This is a genomic window from Alteromonas sp. ABM1_013 (assembly GCF_056160505.1).
In genome coordinates, this window is record NZ_JBSWXH010000004.1 from 165,335 (window position 1) to 184,461 (window position 19,127).

General features: G+C 45.7%; 18 protein-coding genes. 1 reads left to right on the forward strand and 17 read right to left on the reverse strand.

Going from position 1 to position 19,127, the window contains the following annotated elements; all coding sequences use genetic code 11:
• Positions 1–126 precede the first annotated feature (126 nt).
• From ACXAGK_RS12640 to ACXAGK_RS12700, 13 genes are all read right to left on the reverse strand, one after another.
• Positions 127–1,524, reverse strand: coding sequence for a flavodoxin domain-containing protein (locus ACXAGK_RS12640; protein WP_474856504.1), 1,398 nt, complete (start codon positions 1,522–1,524; stop codon positions 127–129).
• Positions 1,525–1,636: 112 nt separating this feature from the next.
• Entirely contained in the window at positions 1,637–2,470 is an 834-nt protein-coding gene (locus ACXAGK_RS12645; protein WP_474856505.1) for a DUF4198 domain-containing protein, read from the reverse strand.
• 55 nt (positions 2,471–2,525) lie between these two features.
• A complete protein-coding gene (locus ACXAGK_RS12650; protein WP_474856506.1) occupies positions 2,526–3,056 on the reverse strand; it encodes a DUF2271 domain-containing protein in 531 nt (176 codons plus the stop codon).
• A gap of 45 nt (positions 3,057–3,101) precedes the next feature.
• Positions 3,102–3,701 carry a PepSY-associated TM helix domain-containing protein gene (locus tag ACXAGK_RS12655; RefSeq protein ID WP_474856507.1) on the reverse strand — a complete coding sequence of 200 codons (600 nt, stop codon included), beginning with the start codon at positions 3,699–3,701 and terminating at the stop codon, positions 3,102–3,104.
• Between the two features lie 208 nt (positions 3,702–3,909).
• Positions 3,910–5,283 carry a tetratricopeptide repeat protein gene (locus ACXAGK_RS12660; protein WP_474856508.1) on the reverse strand — a complete coding sequence of 458 codons (1,374 nt, stop codon included), beginning with the start codon at positions 5,281–5,283 and terminating at the stop codon, positions 3,910–3,912.
• 54 nt (positions 5,284–5,337) lie between these two features.
• The gene (locus ACXAGK_RS12665) at positions 5,338–5,958 is read right to left on the reverse strand and encodes an energy transducer TonB (protein WP_474804218.1); all 621 of its coding nucleotides are present in this window, start codon (positions 5,956–5,958) and stop codon (positions 5,338–5,340) included.
• Between the two features lie 18 nt (positions 5,959–5,976).
• Positions 5,977–6,384 (reverse strand): ExbD/TolR family protein, encoded by a 408-nt coding sequence (locus tag ACXAGK_RS12670; RefSeq protein ID WP_474856509.1) that lies wholly within the window; start codon positions 6,382–6,384, stop codon positions 5,977–5,979.
• A 2-nt stretch (positions 6,385–6,386) separates the two neighbouring features.
• On the reverse strand, positions 6,387–6,791 hold the full coding sequence (locus ACXAGK_RS12675) for a MotA/TolQ/ExbB proton channel family protein (protein ID WP_474804213.1): 405 nt from the start codon (positions 6,789–6,791) through the stop codon (positions 6,387–6,389).
• Entirely contained in the window at positions 6,791–8,167 is a 1,377-nt protein-coding gene (locus tag ACXAGK_RS12680; protein WP_474856510.1) for a MotA/TolQ/ExbB proton channel family protein, read from the reverse strand. The genes ACXAGK_RS12675 and ACXAGK_RS12680 overlap by 1 nt, the downstream gene beginning before the upstream one ends.
• Complete coding sequence (locus tag ACXAGK_RS12685) at positions 8,164–8,940, reverse strand: DUF3450 family protein (protein ID WP_474856511.1); 777 nt, start codon at positions 8,938–8,940, stop codon at positions 8,164–8,166. The genes ACXAGK_RS12680 and ACXAGK_RS12685 overlap by 4 nt, the downstream gene beginning before the upstream one ends.
• 102 nt (positions 8,941–9,042) lie before the next feature.
• On the reverse strand, positions 9,043–11,328 hold the full coding sequence (locus ACXAGK_RS12690) for a FepA family TonB-dependent siderophore receptor (RefSeq protein WP_474856512.1): 2,286 nt from the start codon (positions 11,326–11,328) through the stop codon (positions 9,043–9,045).
• Positions 11,329–11,959: 631 nt separating this feature from the next.
• Positions 11,960–12,748: an alpha/beta hydrolase gene (locus ACXAGK_RS12695; protein ID WP_474856513.1), complete on the reverse strand. Its 789-nt coding sequence runs from the start codon at positions 12,746–12,748 to the stop codon at positions 11,960–11,962.
• Entirely contained in the window at positions 12,732–13,001 is a 270-nt protein-coding gene (locus ACXAGK_RS12700) for a hypothetical protein (protein WP_474856514.1), read from the reverse strand. Before ACXAGK_RS12700 ends, ACXAGK_RS12695 begins: the two co-directional genes overlap by 17 nt.
• A gap of 320 nt (positions 13,002–13,321) precedes the next feature.
• On the opposite strand from ACXAGK_RS12700, the gene ACXAGK_RS12705 reads away from it, so the two are divergent.
• Positions 13,322–14,209: a TraB/GumN family protein gene (locus tag ACXAGK_RS12705; protein ID WP_474856515.1), complete on the forward strand. Its 888-nt coding sequence runs from the start codon at positions 13,322–13,324 to the stop codon at positions 14,207–14,209.
• Positions 14,210–14,560: 351 nt separating this feature from the next.
• On the opposite strand, the gene tuf is transcribed toward ACXAGK_RS12705, so the two are convergent.
• From tuf to rpsL, 4 genes are all read right to left on the reverse strand, one after another.
• Positions 14,561–15,745: an elongation factor Tu gene (gene tuf, locus ACXAGK_RS12710; RefSeq protein ID WP_012519826.1), complete on the reverse strand. Its 1,185-nt coding sequence runs from the start codon at positions 15,743–15,745 to the stop codon at positions 14,561–14,563.
• Between the two features lie 63 nt (positions 15,746–15,808).
• Positions 15,809–17,911, reverse strand: a complete 2,103-nt coding sequence (gene fusA / locus ACXAGK_RS12715; RefSeq protein ID WP_474804199.1) for an elongation factor G — start codon at positions 17,909–17,911, stop codon at positions 15,809–15,811.
• Between the two features lie 27 nt (positions 17,912–17,938).
• The gene (rpsG, locus tag ACXAGK_RS12720; protein WP_014980519.1) at positions 17,939–18,409 is read right to left on the reverse strand and encodes a 30S ribosomal protein S7; all 471 of its coding nucleotides are present in this window, start codon (positions 18,407–18,409) and stop codon (positions 17,939–17,941) included.
• Positions 18,410–18,484: 75 nt separating this feature from the next.
• Positions 18,485–18,859 carry a 30S ribosomal protein S12 gene (gene rpsL / locus ACXAGK_RS12725; protein ID WP_025257518.1) on the reverse strand — a complete coding sequence of 125 codons (375 nt, stop codon included), beginning with the start codon at positions 18,857–18,859 and terminating at the stop codon, positions 18,485–18,487.
• Positions 18,860–19,127 lie beyond the last annotated feature (268 nt).

The following is a 19,127-nucleotide window of genomic DNA, read 5'->3' on the forward strand; positions in this document are numbered from 1 at the left end:
ACATTAGACTAAAGTCTAACTCAAAGTTTGAGATTTAGCTGTAAGGCTTTTGAGGTTTATTAGCGATGGTTCAGCGGTGAAACAGGAAAGCGTAAGGCAGACATTAATTACTGGTTGTTCTACACATTAGTAAAGGTCGCGGTGATAACGTCCTTCGTCAGCTAACGCATTGTAGGCTTGCGCTTCGAGTATGGATTGCAAAGCCATGTCTACGCCTTGACCCATTCCTTCAAAATGCCCACATACATATACTTGTCCCGTGTCGCCTAAGAAGGATTTGACTTCATCTCGCTGCTCAACGAGGCGCTGTTGAACATAGCCACCGTTTTCAAGTCGGGAGAAAATAACTGACTTTTTAAAAATACAGTCACTATTGTGGAAAGGCGATAGCGTTTTATCTAGCACGTCATCTTGCGTGGGATGACGCTCACCATAAAATATCCAAACTGGCCCAGCGTTCTCAAGCAATGCGCGTTTTGCAAGCTGAGCGCGTACCCCCGCAATGCCGCTACCCGCAGCAATTAATAACAATGGGCACTGAGTACTAGTAATAATTGCGCTGGTATTTTTACGAATGTAGGCCTGTACTGACCGAGATAAAGGTAAAGAACGGGTAAGTAATCCAGAACCTAGCCCAAGTTGGCCGTTGTCTTTAACCAGCTGTCGAACTACAAGCTTTACATCGTGCTCTTGTGGTACCGACGCAATGGTGTAGCTTCGGCTTACGATCGGTGACTGCCCTTGCTGAGGAATGAGTACTTCCAACACGTCACCCGCTTCCCATTGTTCATGTAATTCTTGTGTATGATTTAAATGGTCAACGCTCAAAGACAAGCCGAACAAGCCTGGCGACGCTGGGTTTGAAGGTTTGCTCTCAGAGTGGTTGGCGGGTTCGTTTGAAGTCTCGCCAGAAGCTAGACTTACTTCATTTAATTGAACCCGATTTTTCAGTGTGAAAGCATGGGTGGGATGCTGCTCATCCTGTGGCAATGAACCAAGCAAAGACAAATGCTCACCTTTCCCTGAATCTAATGTCGTTAGCGGAGAAAGCGCACGTGCACCTAGTGCACTGATATTATCGAACAGAGTGACTGCGAATTGGCAAAACGCGGCGTATTGCTTATCGCCTAACCCCACCACTTCAAAAGACAAATGGGACAGGTAGTCAGATTGATTCGACGACGCCTTTTTAAGCGCTTTACTAAAGGCTCTACCCGCATCAGGAGGCTCTCCTTCACCGTAGGTACTCACAACAAAAATGACTTTCGACACACTACTTAACGTGTTGAGTTTCAAAGATGCCATAGACACTACCGACGTTTGCTCTTGCTGTGATAGCGCCGCGGCCTTCGCGCGGGCAATTTTTTCAGCCGTACCGGTTTGACTTGCGTATACGACAAGGGTCTCCTCGCCTGATACCGCATAGTTGTTTTGCTTTCTATGTTTAAAAAATAACACCGCTACCCACAGCATATACAGGCCAATGCTTACTATTGCTATGAGTAGACGGTGTGTTTCTGTCATGTGCTTAACTTTTATGCCGTTGTATTGAAATGGCTAGAGACTTAAGAAGCTGTTGCTCTTTTAGTATTCAAAGAACGTTTACCGCCCCTAGCTGCGCAATAACACACGGTTATTACAGCGGAAGTACTTCAAATGTACCTGAGTAGCTACCGTTACGAGACGTTGCAGGCTTTTTCGCTTTATCGTCTTCATAGCCTATTTCTACAAAGTACATTCCGGCTTGTGGCCATGTAATTTCAATCTGGCCATTTTTGTCTGACGTAACTTTAATCGTTTCCTGATCATTTCTATAACGCATACCACCACGCACAACTTCCACCTCGGCGCCAACCGCAGGCTCACCGTCAATAAGTAGCTTGAACGTTGCAGTTTCGGTGGCGAATAAATCATTAGGGTGAGTCACTGGCACTAGCTCTAAACCCACGTTGTCAGGCGTAAACACCTTATTTGATGGCGCACCAAGAGTAACAAACGTCTCTACACGGCGAGAGCTTTGCGTTACACGAAGATCTTTTGCTTTCTTAGGCACGGCTGCTGCGAACTCTTCCAGCTTATATTCTTCACCACGGCCGGGCCACATCTTGCGCTTGCCTTCTTCATCTCGCCAAAAAGCGCGAATACCGTTGCTGGCAGACGTCAGTTTGTATGTACCTTCTTTATTTAACTTCAAATCAAAGGTAGTTCGATACTTACCGCGTGCCATATTTTCTACGTCTACGGCTTCACCTTCTGGCGATTGAACCACTAAGTTACTGGCATTCATTGCGAAGTGGTCAGGGTGAAAAATAGTATTTGAAATAGCAGCATCAAACGTCACGTAAGCTTCTTCACCTGATAGTACGGTAGAGCTTGGAAGTAACCACGCCCGATGCGCACTGGCTGAAAATGACACGGCAAGCGTTGCTGCTAGTGCAATGGCTGAAGCTTTTACTGATAGTTTTTTCATAATGTCCTCTTATTGTTACTCTACTGAGTGAGCGTTGAATTAGCGTCTCAGCAGATTAATCTTCCAGACGCAGTACTACACGCCCAAGTTCTGAATTTCCTTTCACTTCTACCGGTAGTGACGCAGCAGATAGCGGTAATGAAACTGGCAGTGACAGTACTTCTCTTCCGCCTACTTCTCGTGATGCCTCAACGCGAAGCGTGTAATCGCCCTCTGGCAGTTCTGCTAACGCTTTATTTAACTGCGAATCAAGGCTGTAATCACCTGGGCCTTTTGTTGCACTGGTAAGTCCATCGTACGGCAAATCAAGGCTGCGCCCACCACGACGCCACCATTGGCGTAAATCTTTAAGCCACTCTTTACCTTTGTCTTCACGCATTTCAACGTCGTACCATACTGCGACCTGAGTCGCCTTACGTTTACTGTCTTCAATCCACACCGCTAGATAAGGTTTGTGATATTCAGCCACATCAAGTTGAGGCAAGGTCACGTCTAATTTAGCTTGGCTCGCCGCGTGAATAGCACCAGAGGCAAATGTCATACTTAATAAAGTCGATGCGATAACTGCGCCTATTCGCACTTTCATGTAAACACTCCTTAAAATTGTGTAGGTAAGTGCACTAGCGTCGCGCTAGTGCACAAACAGTAAAATAATGACAAACGGGATGAGCACACCGAGCATAGTAATGGGCCAGGTAGACGCGCGCGTTTTCGAGTGGCGCATTAATAATTGCAGCCCAGTTACACTAAAAATAATGCAGGCAACAGCAAAGATATCGATAAACCAGCGCCAGGCATTTCCTGTATTCCGCCCTTTGTGCAGGTCATTGAAATAAGATACCCATCCTCTATCAACGTTTTCATAAGTCACGGTGCCAAGTTCAGCATCTAAGGCAATCCAACTGTCGGCACCGGGTCCAGGCCAAGCGGCATAAAATTCAATACCATCCCACTCTCCCGTCACCGATGAAGGTAGTAAAATGCCCTCTTGCGACTGCATAAACGCGACGAGTTCGCTAGGAATGGCTATTTCACCTGTGTCCAGAGAAACCAACTGTTCAACAACCAATGATGGTACACTTGATTCTGCTGACGTTACGGTTCTGTTGGCTGAAATATCTGCAGCGTGATTTAGCGTAATTCCCGTTATCGAGAATAAAATCATCCCGACCAGACAGACTGCGCCACTCATCCAGTGCCATTGGCGGATGCCGCCTAAAGAAAAACTCATAATTTCGTTGCTAACTCTCTGTATTACTCGGTGATATTGATTTATTTCAACGGGCTAAATAATACAGATATTTCCACCCTTTTCAATGTAAATGAGATTAATTCTCATTATTGTGTTTTTTGCTCAACGACCTTTAAGGATTACTTCACTTTTCGCGGAAACGAGGGCCCTCAAAAAAGCCGCGAGCAACAGATAATTACACAGCGCTTCATATTGTGTTCTTGACTAGGTTTTCCAGTGACTGGATGTTGCCAAGCAAATCAGAACGGGATGGGTACGATTTATAAACCTGTCGTAGAAGCGTAAGTGCATCTTGGTACTGACTCTGATCTATGGCAATTTGCGCACGCCCGAGCATGGCGCGTTGTTTAACGTCGGCGAGCGACTCAGCTCGCAGATAGGTCATTTTGGCACGTTCGACGTTATTCTGTTGCCGATAGAGTGAAGCAAGAGACAACAGCGCCTCACCATTGTCAGGGGCGTCAGCAACGGCTTTGGTTAACAGGGAAATTGCCGTTTTACTCTGCCCTTTGCCCATAGCCAACTGAGCTTTAAGTACATTAAGCGTAGCTGCTTGAGAGGTCGTGAGTTTTTTCACATTGTTGTCGGCAGCTTGTGTTAATTTACTTAAATCAGACCATTGCTCGTTGGCCGCTAAGTAAGCCGCTATTTTAGAATAAGCCTCAAAGCCTTCCCCTTCTTTGTCGGTGATGAAAGTCTTCGCGTGGGTAGCCAGTATGGCTGCGGCGCGGCGCGGACTGCCGTCAGATACGTGTAATTTCGCCACTGAAATTAAGTTCGACAGCGAGCGGTCGCCCAAAGAAAGCGCCGTCTCTAAACTGCTCAGAGCCTTGACCATGTCACCCTGCTTTAACGCTATTTGCCCCCGTTGGAGCCAAAGCTGCTGATTGCTTTCATCATCGACCAACATTTCGCTTAATAAGCTTTCAGCCTGTGCAAGTGCATTACTTTCAATAAGCGCGAACAGCAAACCTTGATACCATTGCTTGTTATCAGGTTCGAGCATCAACGCATTTTGATAAGCACTAATGGCAGTGACAGGTTTGCCAAGCTGAACATTGGTATAGGCTAGCTGCCCGAAAAGTTGGGCATCTTGAATACCGAGCTCAACGCTTTTAGTTAAATGAGTGCGTGCTTTGGCTAATTTATCTGTCATTAAATACGCCATGCTCAAACTTCTGTGCGCCGATGGAAGGTTTGGCATAGCGTCTATAACGTCTAACAGCACTTTTTCGGCAAGTGCGTAGCTTTTCTCATTCAATAGCACTTGTCCGTAAAGCTCACGTAAGCGTGGACTAAATTGAGAAATATCCTGCTTCGCAAATGCGCTGGCAACGTTTGAATAATTACCAGCTTGCAAGTCGGCCTGAATAAGCCCAATGAACTTACCTTCTTCGCGGGAAATACGTTCACGATGGTCATCTCTATGGTGATGACGCAGAACAAACTGCCAATCGGGTTCTTCCAATTCCATCGATATTTTTGCACTTACCGGCTTAATAAAAGCCAGCGCGCTCACTATACAGCTGAGGACAGTTACGGCTGTAATTTTTTTTAACATTGTCACAATCAACCTCTAAATTCTTTAGCTTCTATTTCGCTCTGTTACGCCAGACTAGGCCTCAATAACTACAGGCCAAATAAATCGGGCCTTCACCGCTTCATCTTCTTTGTAGGGCGACGTAAATTTGCTGGCTTTAACAAAGCGCATTATTTCCCTATTGAGCTCGTGATGCGGATTCTCGACAATATCCATCAGCTTTACGTTGCCATTTTCATCAATAATGACGTCGAGCTTTACAATCACCTGCTTGACCCCTTGCTTTTTAAGTCGCTTGGGGAAACGTATTTTGACCGGTGTAAGCAAAGTAGGCTTTGAGTCCAGTTCGCTTAGCCCAAAGGCATCTAACTCAATGTCAGGCATATCCCATTGGGTGTCGGTCACTTTGACAGTTGGCATATCGGGCTTTGGCACTTGAATATCCGGCTCAACACTTAAATCAGCCATTGTCATAGCTGCGCCACTGCCTTCTACCTGCATAACGAGTTCAGTTTCTTCTACTACGTTTTGCGTTTTAGGAGGCGGTGGTGGTGGAGGCGTTACCGCAATGTCTAATTTGCGCACTACCATAGTGTCGGGCTGCAGGTTAGACAAAAAGTGTCCTAGCCACATAACGCCAAGTGCACTAACGAGCACCGCACCGCTAAGTAGAGAAGGTTGAAGATTGTATTTCATTGAATTTTGCCTCGTTCGCTATGGCTTCAAAGTGGCGATATTTACCGTGTCGGCACCCGCCAGTTTGGCTTCATCTATGACTTCTACCAGTAATTCAGAGCGAACGGCTTTATCTACCTGAATGACTACTGGGCGCTTTTCTTTCATCAACAATTGCTCAACGGTAGAGCGCACACCGCTCACGCCGATATTGGCACTGTCATACACCACTTCACCGGTTCGGGTAATTGCCAGCATAATGGCCATTTGATCGAGCTTTTGTGCTGATATTGCCTGTGGTTTATCTACCTCTACCCCAGTCTCTTTTACAAACACTGTCGAAACGATAAAGAAAATTAAAAGTATAAAAACCACGTCTAGTAGCGGAGACATATCAATGCCTTGCGCTTGCTGGTTTTCAAGGCGTCGCTGTAATCGACTTGCCATGTTTACGCCTCCCTTGCTACGGCGCGCTTTACCGCACCATTAACAAACATCAACAAAAGCCAGCCAGGAATAGCCAAGGTTAAGCCAAGCTGAGTGGTAAAAAGTGCATCGGCAATGCCACCAGTGACGACTTGACTATCGACACCTAACGACATCATTCCGGTAAAACTCACTTGTAAGCCTGAAATCGTGCCTAATAGCCCCATCAAAGGAAGGGCACTGACCAATACGGCAGGTACCATTTCTCGCTTTTCTAGCTCTTTCTCTCCATCACGAAGCTTTTCATTACCACCACATTGAGCTATCTCTTTGCGCGAAGTAAACAACACAAAGATTTGCTGGTAAGCAAACCATGCCACCAGCAGCATCAACCAACACAGTGCGTTCCCCGCTAGCTGTTCAATCATTAGCTTGCGCTCGCTTGCTGTTGACCATCACTCTTTTGGTCGGTGTTCTTGCCAACGTCAGGCTCGTCATTGCTAAGTACAAGCGCGAAACTTTCGAGCTCTTCGTAGTAATGTCGCGCTTTGCGAGAGAGTACAGCATTTAAAATTAATGCCGGTATGGCCACAACTAAGCCTAACTCTGTCGTAACCAAGGCTTTAGCGATCCCGCCAGAAATAACTTCAGGATCGCTCGAACCAAACGCCGTCATCATTCTAAAGGTTTCAATCATCCCGCTTACCGTACCTAGAAGACCTAGCAAGGGGGCAACGGCAGCAGTTACAGCAATGGTGCCGTTGTATTTTTCTAGCTTGATTTTGTCTTGCTGGAGTGCAGAAAACAGTTCATCGTCGCGTTCAGTTGGCGTGCTTGCACGCTTAGTTATGTCATACAGCTCGCGCTGCATGCCATCAAAGAAGCCCACACCTGAACTGCCCACCATGTTTACCAGAGCTTTGCCTGATGCTACTTGCTTAACCATCGGTAGGCGCCATAGCTGAATAACTTTAAACAGTGCGATAAGCGTAGCGAGAAGGGCAAACAACACGATAGGGATCACCCACACTCCGCCTTTCACAACATGTTCAATTACCCCTTCTGACGCTTGCTCGCGTGTTGCTGCGCGGCCAAGGGTAGGATCTATTTTAATGCTTCCATTGCCGCTGCTTGCCAAGCTTGCAAGGCTTTCGATATCCGTATCTGAAAACGTGGACGTAGAGGTAAACAGATCTTGCTTACGCTCTGCCGTACCCGCAACGTTTTGTGCTTGCGCCAGATACCACGTCACCGGGCCAAGAGTAAGCACTTTTGCTTGGGTCACTTCGCCATTCGCCAGTACAACCTTTCCTGCACTGAAATTAGGGGTTTGTTGATCCGCAAACGCTTTCGCTTTTTCACCCACTTTCTGGACTTTGTCAGACAAGCTCATTTCGCTTAATGACAGACTGTCTACACCGGTTTGAAGCAGAAAACGGCTCAACAAATTTTGTTGGAACTCTTGTTGCTCGCTCCAGCTCGATAGGCGATTTTCTAACTGTGAAAGACTAAGGGTTCTTTCGTCCATTTTACGGCGGGCGACCGTGGTTTCATTGCGCAGTTTCATTACCTGCTGTTCAAGCGCACGCAATTCGTTAGCCAGCGCTACCCGCTCTTTGCTAATTTTGTTTTCTGTGCGATCCAGACGCGCTTTCGCGTCTTTAATATTGGCCAGCATACTATCTTCAGGCGCTGCAACTGCCGGTACACAAACCACAGCTGCACACAAAGCAACACATGCTGCGATGAGAGAGGATTTCAACATTAGATTAAATGGTGTGAGAACGTGAGATAAGCATTTCATTCGCCTTCTCCTTTAGCCAGTGTAAGTGGTAAAGAAACAAAATCAGGTTCATGCTTTTTCTCAAAAATAGCGACGGCAAGCGCTACCGCTTCACTATCGACATTGTCACTAAATTGCCACTGCCACTGCCCATTTTGAACGCGGCCCACTCCCTGATATTGACCATCGGCGTTGGTAAACCACGCATAGCTGCTGCCAACAAAGAACTGCTTAACTAATACATCTTTGTCATCGGGAGCACGCATTACGGTTTCGTTAACCAGAAGCTTGCTATTAAATTGTTGAAGGGATGAAAGTTTTGCAAGGGTAACCTGAAGCTTATTTGACGTGTCGGCGTCAGCCGCTAATTCGGCTTGCTCTTTATCCCACGTCTGGCGAATAATTTCAGGCAGCGACGAGTAAAGGCTGTCTACTTGCCCTATTACTCCAGTCAATGCACGCTCTACCCCACCCTGTTGTGCTTCAAGCTCACTTTGCTCAGAAAGCAGTGCTTCTCGCTGGGCTTCTACGTCGGTGGTTGCAGCCTTACTTTCGCCAATCATACTCTGCAGCTGAGTACGTTCAGCTTTAAGCAGTTGAATACGCTGACGCAATGCAGGCTCTGATTCACGCCACTCGTTTTCTAGCTTTTGCGTCTGGCGCTCAATGTTTATCCACTTTTCAGTGAGTCCATCAATATCGCTGGCTTTTGTTGCTGCCATCACAATACCTGATGAAGGCACTACAAGTGATACCAATACAAAAGAAAACGCTACGCTTCTTTTAACTTTCATTCAAATCCCTTACATCTCTTAGCTGAATTAATGAGATTGCCGGCACGTCGATATCGCTATCGAGGCCGGCATTTTCAATGTCGTGTTACTGCTTGCTAAGTATTAGAACTGGTAAGTAGCAGACAACAAGAAGCTTCTCTCTGGTTCATTAAAGGTATTCGCTCCTGCGCTAGATGCTTGTGTACCTTCGCGCTTAATGCTTTCCATAAACAGGTTCTTGACTGACACGTTGAAGCTTAAGTTTTCGTCAAACGCGTAAATGGCGTTGAAATTTGTGATGGTATAGGCTTCGCGATCATCAGCTTCGATAACGGCGCCCGAATTTACGCTAGCCGTTGGGCTTTCTGTTTTACCGTAATGCTGAGCACTAATTACAAGTTCAAGCGCATCAGTGGCTTGCCAGCTTATTAGCGAGTTTACTGTGTAGTCGGGAACGATTGATAATGGCTGGCCAGTAGATTTATCTTCTGATTCAAGCATCACGGTAAAGTTGGTCGACCACTCAATAGCGCTGGTTATAGGGAACAACAAGTTACCTTCAAGGCCAGAAATAACCGCTTCAGGAACGTTAAACCACTGGAATACCTGAACGTTTGCCTCGCCACCTTCCTCGCCAGGTAACACATACTCTGGCGGTACATTACCGGTACCAATTTTGTCTTTGTAGTCGTTGTGGAAGTAAGTAATACCTGCGTTCAAGCCCTCTTCGTTGGTGTAGTTAACACCAATTTCTTTATTTACTGAGGTTTCGTGCTCTAGGTCAGGATTTCCTAAAATGTGACATCCACCGCCCAGGTTAGAGAAGTCAACCGGGCATCCATTACCGCGGGTGTAGTACACGTAGTTAGGGTTTAATTGATAAAGGTTTGGCGCTTTAAAGGCACGACTAATACCACCTTGAACCACAATGTTAGGCGATGCCTGCCATGACGCGTTCAAGCTCGGGCTAAGGTTTGTACCCGCTTTGCTGTGATCATCAAAACGTAGCCCAGGCGTTAACGTAATTGAATCAGTTAGCATGATATTATCTTCAACATACACACCTACAAGCGTGGCGTCGGTTTCAGATGGACGATTTGCCGGGTCAGTCTCTACGCCCGGAATAGTGCCATCACTAACCACGTTCAGAGAGAGCTGGTTGCTCACTGAATCGTCTAGGGTTTCTTTGCGGTACTCCGCACCAAACGTTGCGGTTTGATTGAACCCACCTAATGTTAACGGCACATTCCACTCGGTCTTTGCCGTAATGTTCTCTAATTTAATGGTGGTCATTTCAAGGCTATTTATGCGTCCTTCGCCGCCACCTGCAGAGCCTTCACCTAAACGGCTGTTAGACGTACTTTCGTATTGGATGTAGCTAAACGAATCACCGAAGTCATAGTCACCATTGTGTGTTACACCAAGCGTACGACGGTGCATCACCAGTGTTTCTTCACCTATCAGGTTTTGGGCGTCAGTATCATCCAGCGCATCGTAATCAATGTCGACAAGATTTCCTTCGTCATCAACTGGAAAACTTACACCTTGAAAGGCATTGTCACCAGCGTAGCGGTTACCTTGGCGACTATAGGCCGCTTCAAAATCCCACCGATGAACATCATCTTGGTCAAATCTAACCAATGTTCGCACATCAATGTTTTCAACGCCTTCTCGGCCAGCGCCAACCGCGTAAGCAGTGCCGCGGCTATTTAGTCCGGAATCATCTAAGTTGATTTGCGGATCGTCAGCGTCTTGTTCGTTATAGTTAACAATAGTGCGGTGAGAGAAACGCTCAGATAAAGGCGCACTTGTTACTAGGTTAAAACGACGATTATCTCCTTCGTATTTATTTGAAGAAAGCTCAGTCTGAGCAGTGATAGAAGTAGAAGCTTCATCTGGAGATTTAGTTATGATATTGATGACACCACCAGATGCACCTGAGCCGTATCGAGCAGCGGCAGGACCACGAATAACTTCAATACTCTCAATCGCTTCTGCTGGTACCCAGTTGCTGTCGCCACGAGTGTTTCTCTCGCCTGAGCGGCCCATTTTTACAGAGTTGCGCGACAACACCGGCTTACCGTCAATTAAAATAAGCGTATTTTCTGGACCCATTCCGCGAATGTCTATTTGACGTTTGTTGCCGTACTGTCCGGAGCTTGAGTTACCTGTAAGGTTGATACCCGGCATGGTTCTTACAATTTCAGCGATATCGTTAGTGACAGGACGACGTTTGAAATCTTCTTCAGTGATGATAGACACGCCTTGGGCTTGCTTCAGCTCTTCAGACGCAGATTGCACCACGGTGGTGTCAAGCGTTTCTATCTCTTCGCTTTGCGCCAGCACACCCGCTGACAACATGGGAAACAGAGTTCCTAACAAAATAATGCGCTTACCATTTACAGGCATTTAATAATCCTTAATAAGTTGAGTGTTGGCCAGCCAGTGGCTCGCCATGTCAAAATGTTGTGTCTTGTTGCGCGCGGCTTATCTTAATGACTGGCGATTACGCCAAGCATGAGCAAACCACTTGAAATTTGAGCTAGGACACTTGGTGTGGTTATTGTTATTCCAAAAAAGAATGCCCAAAAGAGAGGTTATCCTTAGAAACGTGCATTCCCTGTCTGTCATCGAGAGTTTTCATTACACTATTTCTATTCTTTTAGCGAGAAGTGACTAACCATGCTCAAACCTTGCAATATACTAATGACAATGATTATCATTAGCAACTTAATTAATATTTAAAGGCTTTTTAATTTCTTTACATAAAACCGACAAATATGCTCAAAACACTGCTAAATAAAATTTTAGAAAACCTCCCAGCACCGCCCTACTACAAGAATCTGGCTTGGGACGACTAACTTCAGAAATCTTGGCTTGTATAGCTTTAAAGCTTGTTAATAAGAATTAGATAGTTGGATTTGTTTAGTTATAAGAGCAAGCTCATATGGCATTCTTTGTCGTTGAATAAAGGTGGCTTGTAGACTCTGAATCGTGGTAATTTTAGCGCGCATACATAGCGTTATGCGCGCTAAGCTGATTAAATAGCAGAGAGAAAAAAGGATTTCATCGACCTGTAAGTGGTCTCCGACTCTGGGGTTTTATAAAAAATCAAATATTCGGCGTGGGATAGCCCTTCAAAGATTTCTATCTGCGCAACACCTCCGCTATCGCGTATTGCACGACTGACTCGTGCGGTGTCGCTTAAAAACATGTCTCGCGTCCCTGTCACCAGTAGAGTTGGTGGGAATGCTTCAAATGATCCGTAAAGTGGCGATATTGCAGGGTCTGTTAGTGCTCTTTTGCCAGCATATAGTTTGGCGGCTGCTTCAAGTGTCCCATCGTAGGTCACCAACACACCGTCTATACTCTCATTTGTAGAAAGGCTGTCGCTGGTTTTGGTAAGGTCGGCCCAAGGCGTGCCTGCATACACCGCTTTGGGTAGAGGGCTTTTGCTGCTGATGAGAGACTGGACTAGTGAAAGCACTAGACCACCTCCTGCCGATGTCCCTCCCACAAATACCCTTCCCTCCCCTACTTGGTCGAGTAAAGCATTGTAAACTGCAACTACGTCATTCAGTGCAGCGGGAAAAGGAAACGTTGGCGGCATCCTATAGTCAACGCTATATACTACAATACCTAACCTTTCAGCAACGAGCAGCCCTTCTTCGATACTCGGCAAACCGCCAAAAAGCACAAACGCCCCACCATGAATATCAAGATAAACCTTGTCTTTAAATTCAGGAGTAATCGTTCTAGGTGTCAGCTTGCGCACTACCACATCATTTAATTTAATAAGCTCAACATCCACGTTAAGCTCTTTCTTCATTTTTTTTAATCTTTTTCTTTTGCTCGCTATTTCTAGCGTGAACATAGTCTCTCCACGCTTCAATGGTACGAGGCGTACTCGCTATTACTTCTTCTTTGGTGAAGTGGGGAAATGCTGAAATGCTTTCTATCAGCGCCTCACTGGTTGCTTGGGGTAATGGTGGCTTATTATTTTGCATAGGGCTTGTAGTAGCTAATGTAGTAGGAGTAAATAACAACGCAAGTACGTACATCAATAGGTATGTAAATTTCATAATGAATAAACGCCTTACGTAAATGTGTAGCTTTCTATAAGAGTTAAGGTACGTGAACAAAGCTGTAATACCAATCCGCGTAAATGTAAAGCTTAGTCTGATTTGCGGCTTCAATTGTTAGCATTCGCCTAAATATAGATGGGTCTTTGCTAGGTAGTTTGAAAAAATAGCTCTAAGTACAGGTTATATCTAGATTGCATTTTGCTACGCTAGCTTATAATTTACTCACTACCGTTAAAATGATTACGAATTTTTTAAAAGCGAAGGGATACTAAATCGCACGCTTTAGCTAATAATAAGTACATATATTAGGGATGAAGATGAAAAGCTTTTCTATACACAAACTACTGTTCTCACTAGGACTCGCTGTATCTACAGTAACAACCGCTATTGCCAACGATGATAGCCAAACGTCAGTTTGGAAAGTATCAAATGGGGAAGATGCCGTATATGTAGGTGGCACTATCCATATTTTACCTATCTCTGAATTCCCTCTGCCAAGTGAATTTACCGACGTCTATGAGCAAGCAGACACACTAGTATTCGAAGTCAAAATGCCGGACCCCACAGACATTGAAGGCCAACAGAAAATGATGGCAGGGCTCGCGTATGCAGAAGGCAAGTCGCTTAAAGATGATGTGTCAGAAGAAACCTATCAAGCCCTTAATGCTTATTTAGCTAAATTCGGCGCTACTGCCGATCAGTTAGCTCAATTTAAGCCGGGTATGGTTGCATCAATGCTAGTTGCTATGGAAGCACAGCGCTCTCAGATGGCCGGGCAAGGGGTAGATGCCTATTTTATGCAGTTGGCGGCACGTGACGGTAAAACAAGTGAATACTTAGAATCACTCGATTTTCAAATCAATATGCTTGCGAACATGGGCGCGGGTGAAGAAGATCGCCTTATTTCTGAAACGTTAGAAACCTTACCAGAGCTAAAAGACATGCTAAAAAGCACTATTAAAGCATGGAGAAACGGTGACACTGATCAAATTGATGAGTTGGTGGTAGACACATTCAAACGTGAATCTCCTACCTCTTATGATGATGTGTTTACCAAGCGTAATCAAAACTGGCTACCTCAAATCGAAGCTATGTTCGGCGATGAAGACCAAGAGTTTGTTTTAGTTGGTGCAGGACATTTAGTGGGTGATGACAGCGTGATTGCCCTATTGGAAGCTAAAGGTTACAAGATAGAACAAATGTAATTCGCCTTTGGCACAGGGTTAACAAAGCTAAAGCTAGGCAAATGCCTAGCTTTTTTATGCTGATTGAGTAGGGAGTGAGTGTATGCCCTCTGAAACCCTACACCGCAGGGATGCGGTGTCGGAGCCCCCATGGATGGGTTTACGGCGTGTTTCTTCCTCTCCGCACAGTCTAAATAGATGTAAAGGGGGAGCTTGTTCAATCTAGAACTCTCAGCTGCATGGAAGCAGCTGCGAAGCCCCCATGGATGGGTTCACGGCGTGTTCTAGATTGAACAAGCGCCGCCTGATGTTTAGGCATAAAAAAAGCGCACCTAAGTGCGCTTTTTTTTGGCTTGTGTTGCTAAGTCTAGATTAGTCTAGGATCTTAGATACAACACCAGCACCTACTGTACGACCACCTTCACGGATTGCGAAACGAAGACCTTCTTCCATCGCGATCGGAGCAATTAGCTCAACTTTGAATTTAAGGTTGTCACCAGGCATTACCATTTCTACGCCTTCTGGAAGCTCTACAGCACCAGTTACGTCAGTTGTACGGAAGTAGAACTGTGGACGGTAGCCTTTGAAGAATGGAGTATGACGGCCACCTTCATCTTTAGACAGTACGTATACTTCTGCTTCGAAGTTAACGTGTGGAGTGATTGAACCAGGCTTAGCTAGTACTTGACCACGTTCAACTTCATCACGCTTAGTACCACGTAGAAGAACACCAACGTTCTCACCTGCACGGCCTTCGTCAAGAAGCTTACGGAACATCTCAACACCAGTACAAGTAGTCTTAGTAGTGTCTTTGATACCTACGATTTCTACTTCTTCACCAACCTTGATGATACCTTGCTCAACACGACCTGTTACAACAGTACCACGGCCTGAGATTGAGAATACGTCTTCGATTGGAAGGATGAACGGCTTGTCGATTGCACGCTCTGGCTCTGGGATGTATGAATCAAGCGCTTCACCAAGCTCGATGATTTTCTTTTCCCACTCTGCGTCGCCTTCAAGCGCTTTAAGAGCTGAACCTTGGATAACTGGTAGGTCATCACCTGGGAATTCGTATTCGTTAAGAAGTTCACGAACTTCCATTTCTACTAGCTCTAGAAGCTCTTCATCATCAACCATGTCACACTTGTTCATGAATACGATGATGTAAGGGATACCAACCTGACGACCAAGTAGGATGTGCTCACGAGTCTGAGGCATAGGGCCATCAGTCGCAGCTACTACTAGGATACCACCGTCCATCTGAGCAGCACCAGTGATCATGTTTTTAACGTAATCAGCGTGTCCTGGGCAGTCTACGTGTGCGTAGTGACGAGTAGGAGTGTCATACTCTACGTGTGAAGTAGAGATGGTGATACCACGAGCTTTCTCTTCAGGCGCGTTATCGATTTGATCGAAAGCCTGAGCAGAACCACCGTAAGTCTTTGAAAGAACTGTAGTGATAGCTGCAGTAAGGGTAGTTTTACCGTGGTCAACGTGGCCGATTGTACCCACGTTTACGTGGGGTTTCGTACGTTCAAACTTTTCTTTTGCCATTTTTCTCGTTTCCTAAGTTAAAAGTCCGACCCACCAATAGACCGGACCGAACCTTCATTTAGATTAAATTCTAGATTCAATAATAGCCTGCGCCACATTGTTAGGCGCCTCAGAATAATTGAAGAACTCCATTGAGTATGAAGCACGACCTTGTGTTTGTGAACGCAAATCAGTTGCGTAGCCAAACATTTCTGAAAGCGGCACTTTTGCACGTATTATTTTAACACCTGCTACGCCATCTTCCATACCTTCGATCATGCCGCGGCGACGGTTAATGTCACCAACTACATCACCCATCCAGTCTTCTGGAGTAGTCACTTCAACTTTCATTGTGGGTTCAAGCAACACCGGATTTGCTTCTGCGGCGCCTTTTTTGAAACCCATAGAGCCGGCGATCTTAAACGCCATTTCAGAAGAGTCAACATCGTGGTAAGAACCATCAAACAAAGTAACCTTTACATCTAGTACCGGAAACCCTGCAAGAACACCACTTCGCATCTGCTCCTGAATTCCTTTATCGACCGCTGGAATGAACTCTTTTGGTACAACACCACCGACGATTTCGTTCACAAATTCGTAGCCTGAACCTTCTTCCTGAGGCTCAATGCGTAACCATACATGACCAAACTGGCCACGACCGCCTGACTGACGAACGAACTTCCCTTCCACTTCAACAGATTTACGAAGGGTTTCGCGATAAGCAACCTGTGGGTTACCTACGTTACATTCAACTTTAAATTCGCGCTTCATGCGGTCGACAATGATGTCAAGGTGAAGTTCACCCATACCTGAGATAATTGTCTGACCCGTCTCGTCATCAGTTTTAACTTTAAACGATGGATCTTCTGCCGCAAGTTTGCCTAAGGCAATACCCATTTTTTCTTGGTCTGCCTGAGATTTAGGCTCTACTGCTATTGAAATAACAGGGTCTGGGAACTCCATACGCTCTAACGTGATAACGTTATTAGGATCGCAAAGCGTATCACCAGTGGTAACATCTTTAAGGCCGATAGCGGCGGCAATGTCACCTGCGCGTACTTCTTTAAGCTCTTCGCGGTCTTTTGCGTGCATTTGCACGATACGCCCGAAGCGCTCACGTTTACCTTTTACTGGGTTATACACAGTATCGCCCGTGTTAACTACACCTGAGTAACAGCGGAAAAAGGTCAACGTACCCACAAATGGGTCTGTTGCTATTTTAAATGCTAGCGCTGAGAAAGGCTCATCGTCGCTTGAATGACGCTCTGCTTCAGTCTCGTCTTTATCGTCAAGCACACCTGTAATGGCTTTAACTTCAGTTGGAGACGGTAGATAGTGAATTACAGAGTCTAGTACTGCCTGAACACCTTTGTTTTTGAAGGCACTGCCACAAGTGGCAAGAACAATTTCGTTGTTCAGTGTACGCGTACGAAGGCCTAAACGGATTTCTTCTTCAGTCAGCTCTTCGCCTTCTAAATACTTATCCATCAGTTCATCAGACGCTTCTGCAGCCGCTTCGATCATCTCGGTACGGTACTGCTCAGCGGTATCAAGATATTCAGCCGGAATGTCTTCATAGGTAAATGTCATACCCATGTCGTCTTCATTCCAGTTGATGGCTTTCATCTTCACAAGGTCGATGACGCCATGGAAATTCTCTTCAGCGCCCATGTTGATTTGAATCGGAACACAGTTTGCGCCTAAACGCTTGCGGATTTGCCCCACAACGCGCTCAAAATCAGCGCCAGCCCGGTCCATTTTATTAACGAACACTAGGCGTGGCACTTCATATTTGTCAGCCTGTCGCCAGACTGTCTCTGATTGAGGTTCTACCCCAGAAGACCCACAGAAAACAACTACTGCACCGTCTAGTACACGTAATGAACGCTCTACTTCAATAGTAAAGTCTACGTGTCCAGGGGTGTCGATGATGTTAATTCTGTGCTGATCGAACTGTTGCTCCATACCAGACCAGAAACAAGTCGTTGCAGCAGACGTGATAGTAATACCACGCTCCTGCTCTTGCTCCATCCAGTCCATGGTAGCAGCACCATCGTGCACTTCACCGATTTTGTGAGACAGCCCTGTATAAAACAGGACTCGCTCTGTGGTCGTGGTTTTACCCGCGTCCACGTGAGCCACAATACCAATATTGCGATAACGCTCAATCGAGGTCTTACGAGGCATAAATCTCTCTCAGTTAAATAACGTTGATTACCAACGGTAGTGAGCAAACGCTTTGTTTGCTTCGGCCATACGGTGAACGTCTTCACGTTTCTTAACCGCTGAACCTTTATTATCTGCTGCGTCTAGCATTTCAGCCGCTAGGCGTTGTGCCATAGACTTTTCGCCACGTTTACGTGCAGCTTCTACCATCCAACGCATACCTAGCGCGTTACGACGAACTGGACGTACTTCAACTGGAACCTGATAAGTTGAACCACCAACACGACGAGACTTAACCTCTACTGTTGGGCGGATGTTATCAAGCGCTTCCTCGAAGATATCTAGGTGTGCTTTGCCGGTTTTTTCAGCAACAATATCAAGCGCACCGTAAACGATTCTTTCAGCGACTGACTTTTTGCCGTCGAGCATTACGACATTCATGAATTTCGCAAGCAGTTGTGAACCAAATTTTGGCTCTGGTAGGATTTTACGTTGACCTACGACTCTTCTTCTTGGCATTTTCTATTCTCCGTATGAATTCAGGGAAAACCCAAAACTCTTAAACTTCAGTTTGGCCTTACTAACGGAGAACCGTTAAGACTTAGGCTTCTTCGCGCCGTACTTAGAACGGGCTTGTCTACGATCGTTTACACCTGCGCAGTCAAGAGTACCGCGAACTGTGTGATAACGAACACCTGGTAGATCTTTAACACGACCACCACGGATAAGTACTACACTGTGCTCTTGTAGGTTGTGACCTTCACCACCGATGTATGAAGAAACTTCAAAACCGTTAGTTAGACGTACACGACATACTTTACGTAGTGCAGAGTTTGGTTTCTTAGGCGTAGTAGTATATACACGAGTACATACACCACGTCTTTGTGGACAAGCTTGTAGAGCAGCTACGTTGCTTTTTTCAACGGGCTTTCTACGCGGCTTGCGCACTAACTGGTTAACTGTTGCCATTAACTAGCTCCTGATTAAAAACTACGAAAACCCAATCACTGCGATTGGGTCCATATTAATGCGATTAATCTATTAATCGCGCTTGTTTGTGAACATTGTGCTCGTCAATATTCACTGAGCGCTGATACGAAAAACCGCGACCGTTTATCGAGCCATTTGATGGCTATCCAAAATCGGGTCGCGGAATATTAAAGATCATCGCTCTGACTGTCAAGGTGTACAAAGCTTAAGCAGTTAATTTATCTGCAATCTGTACAACTTCACTGCC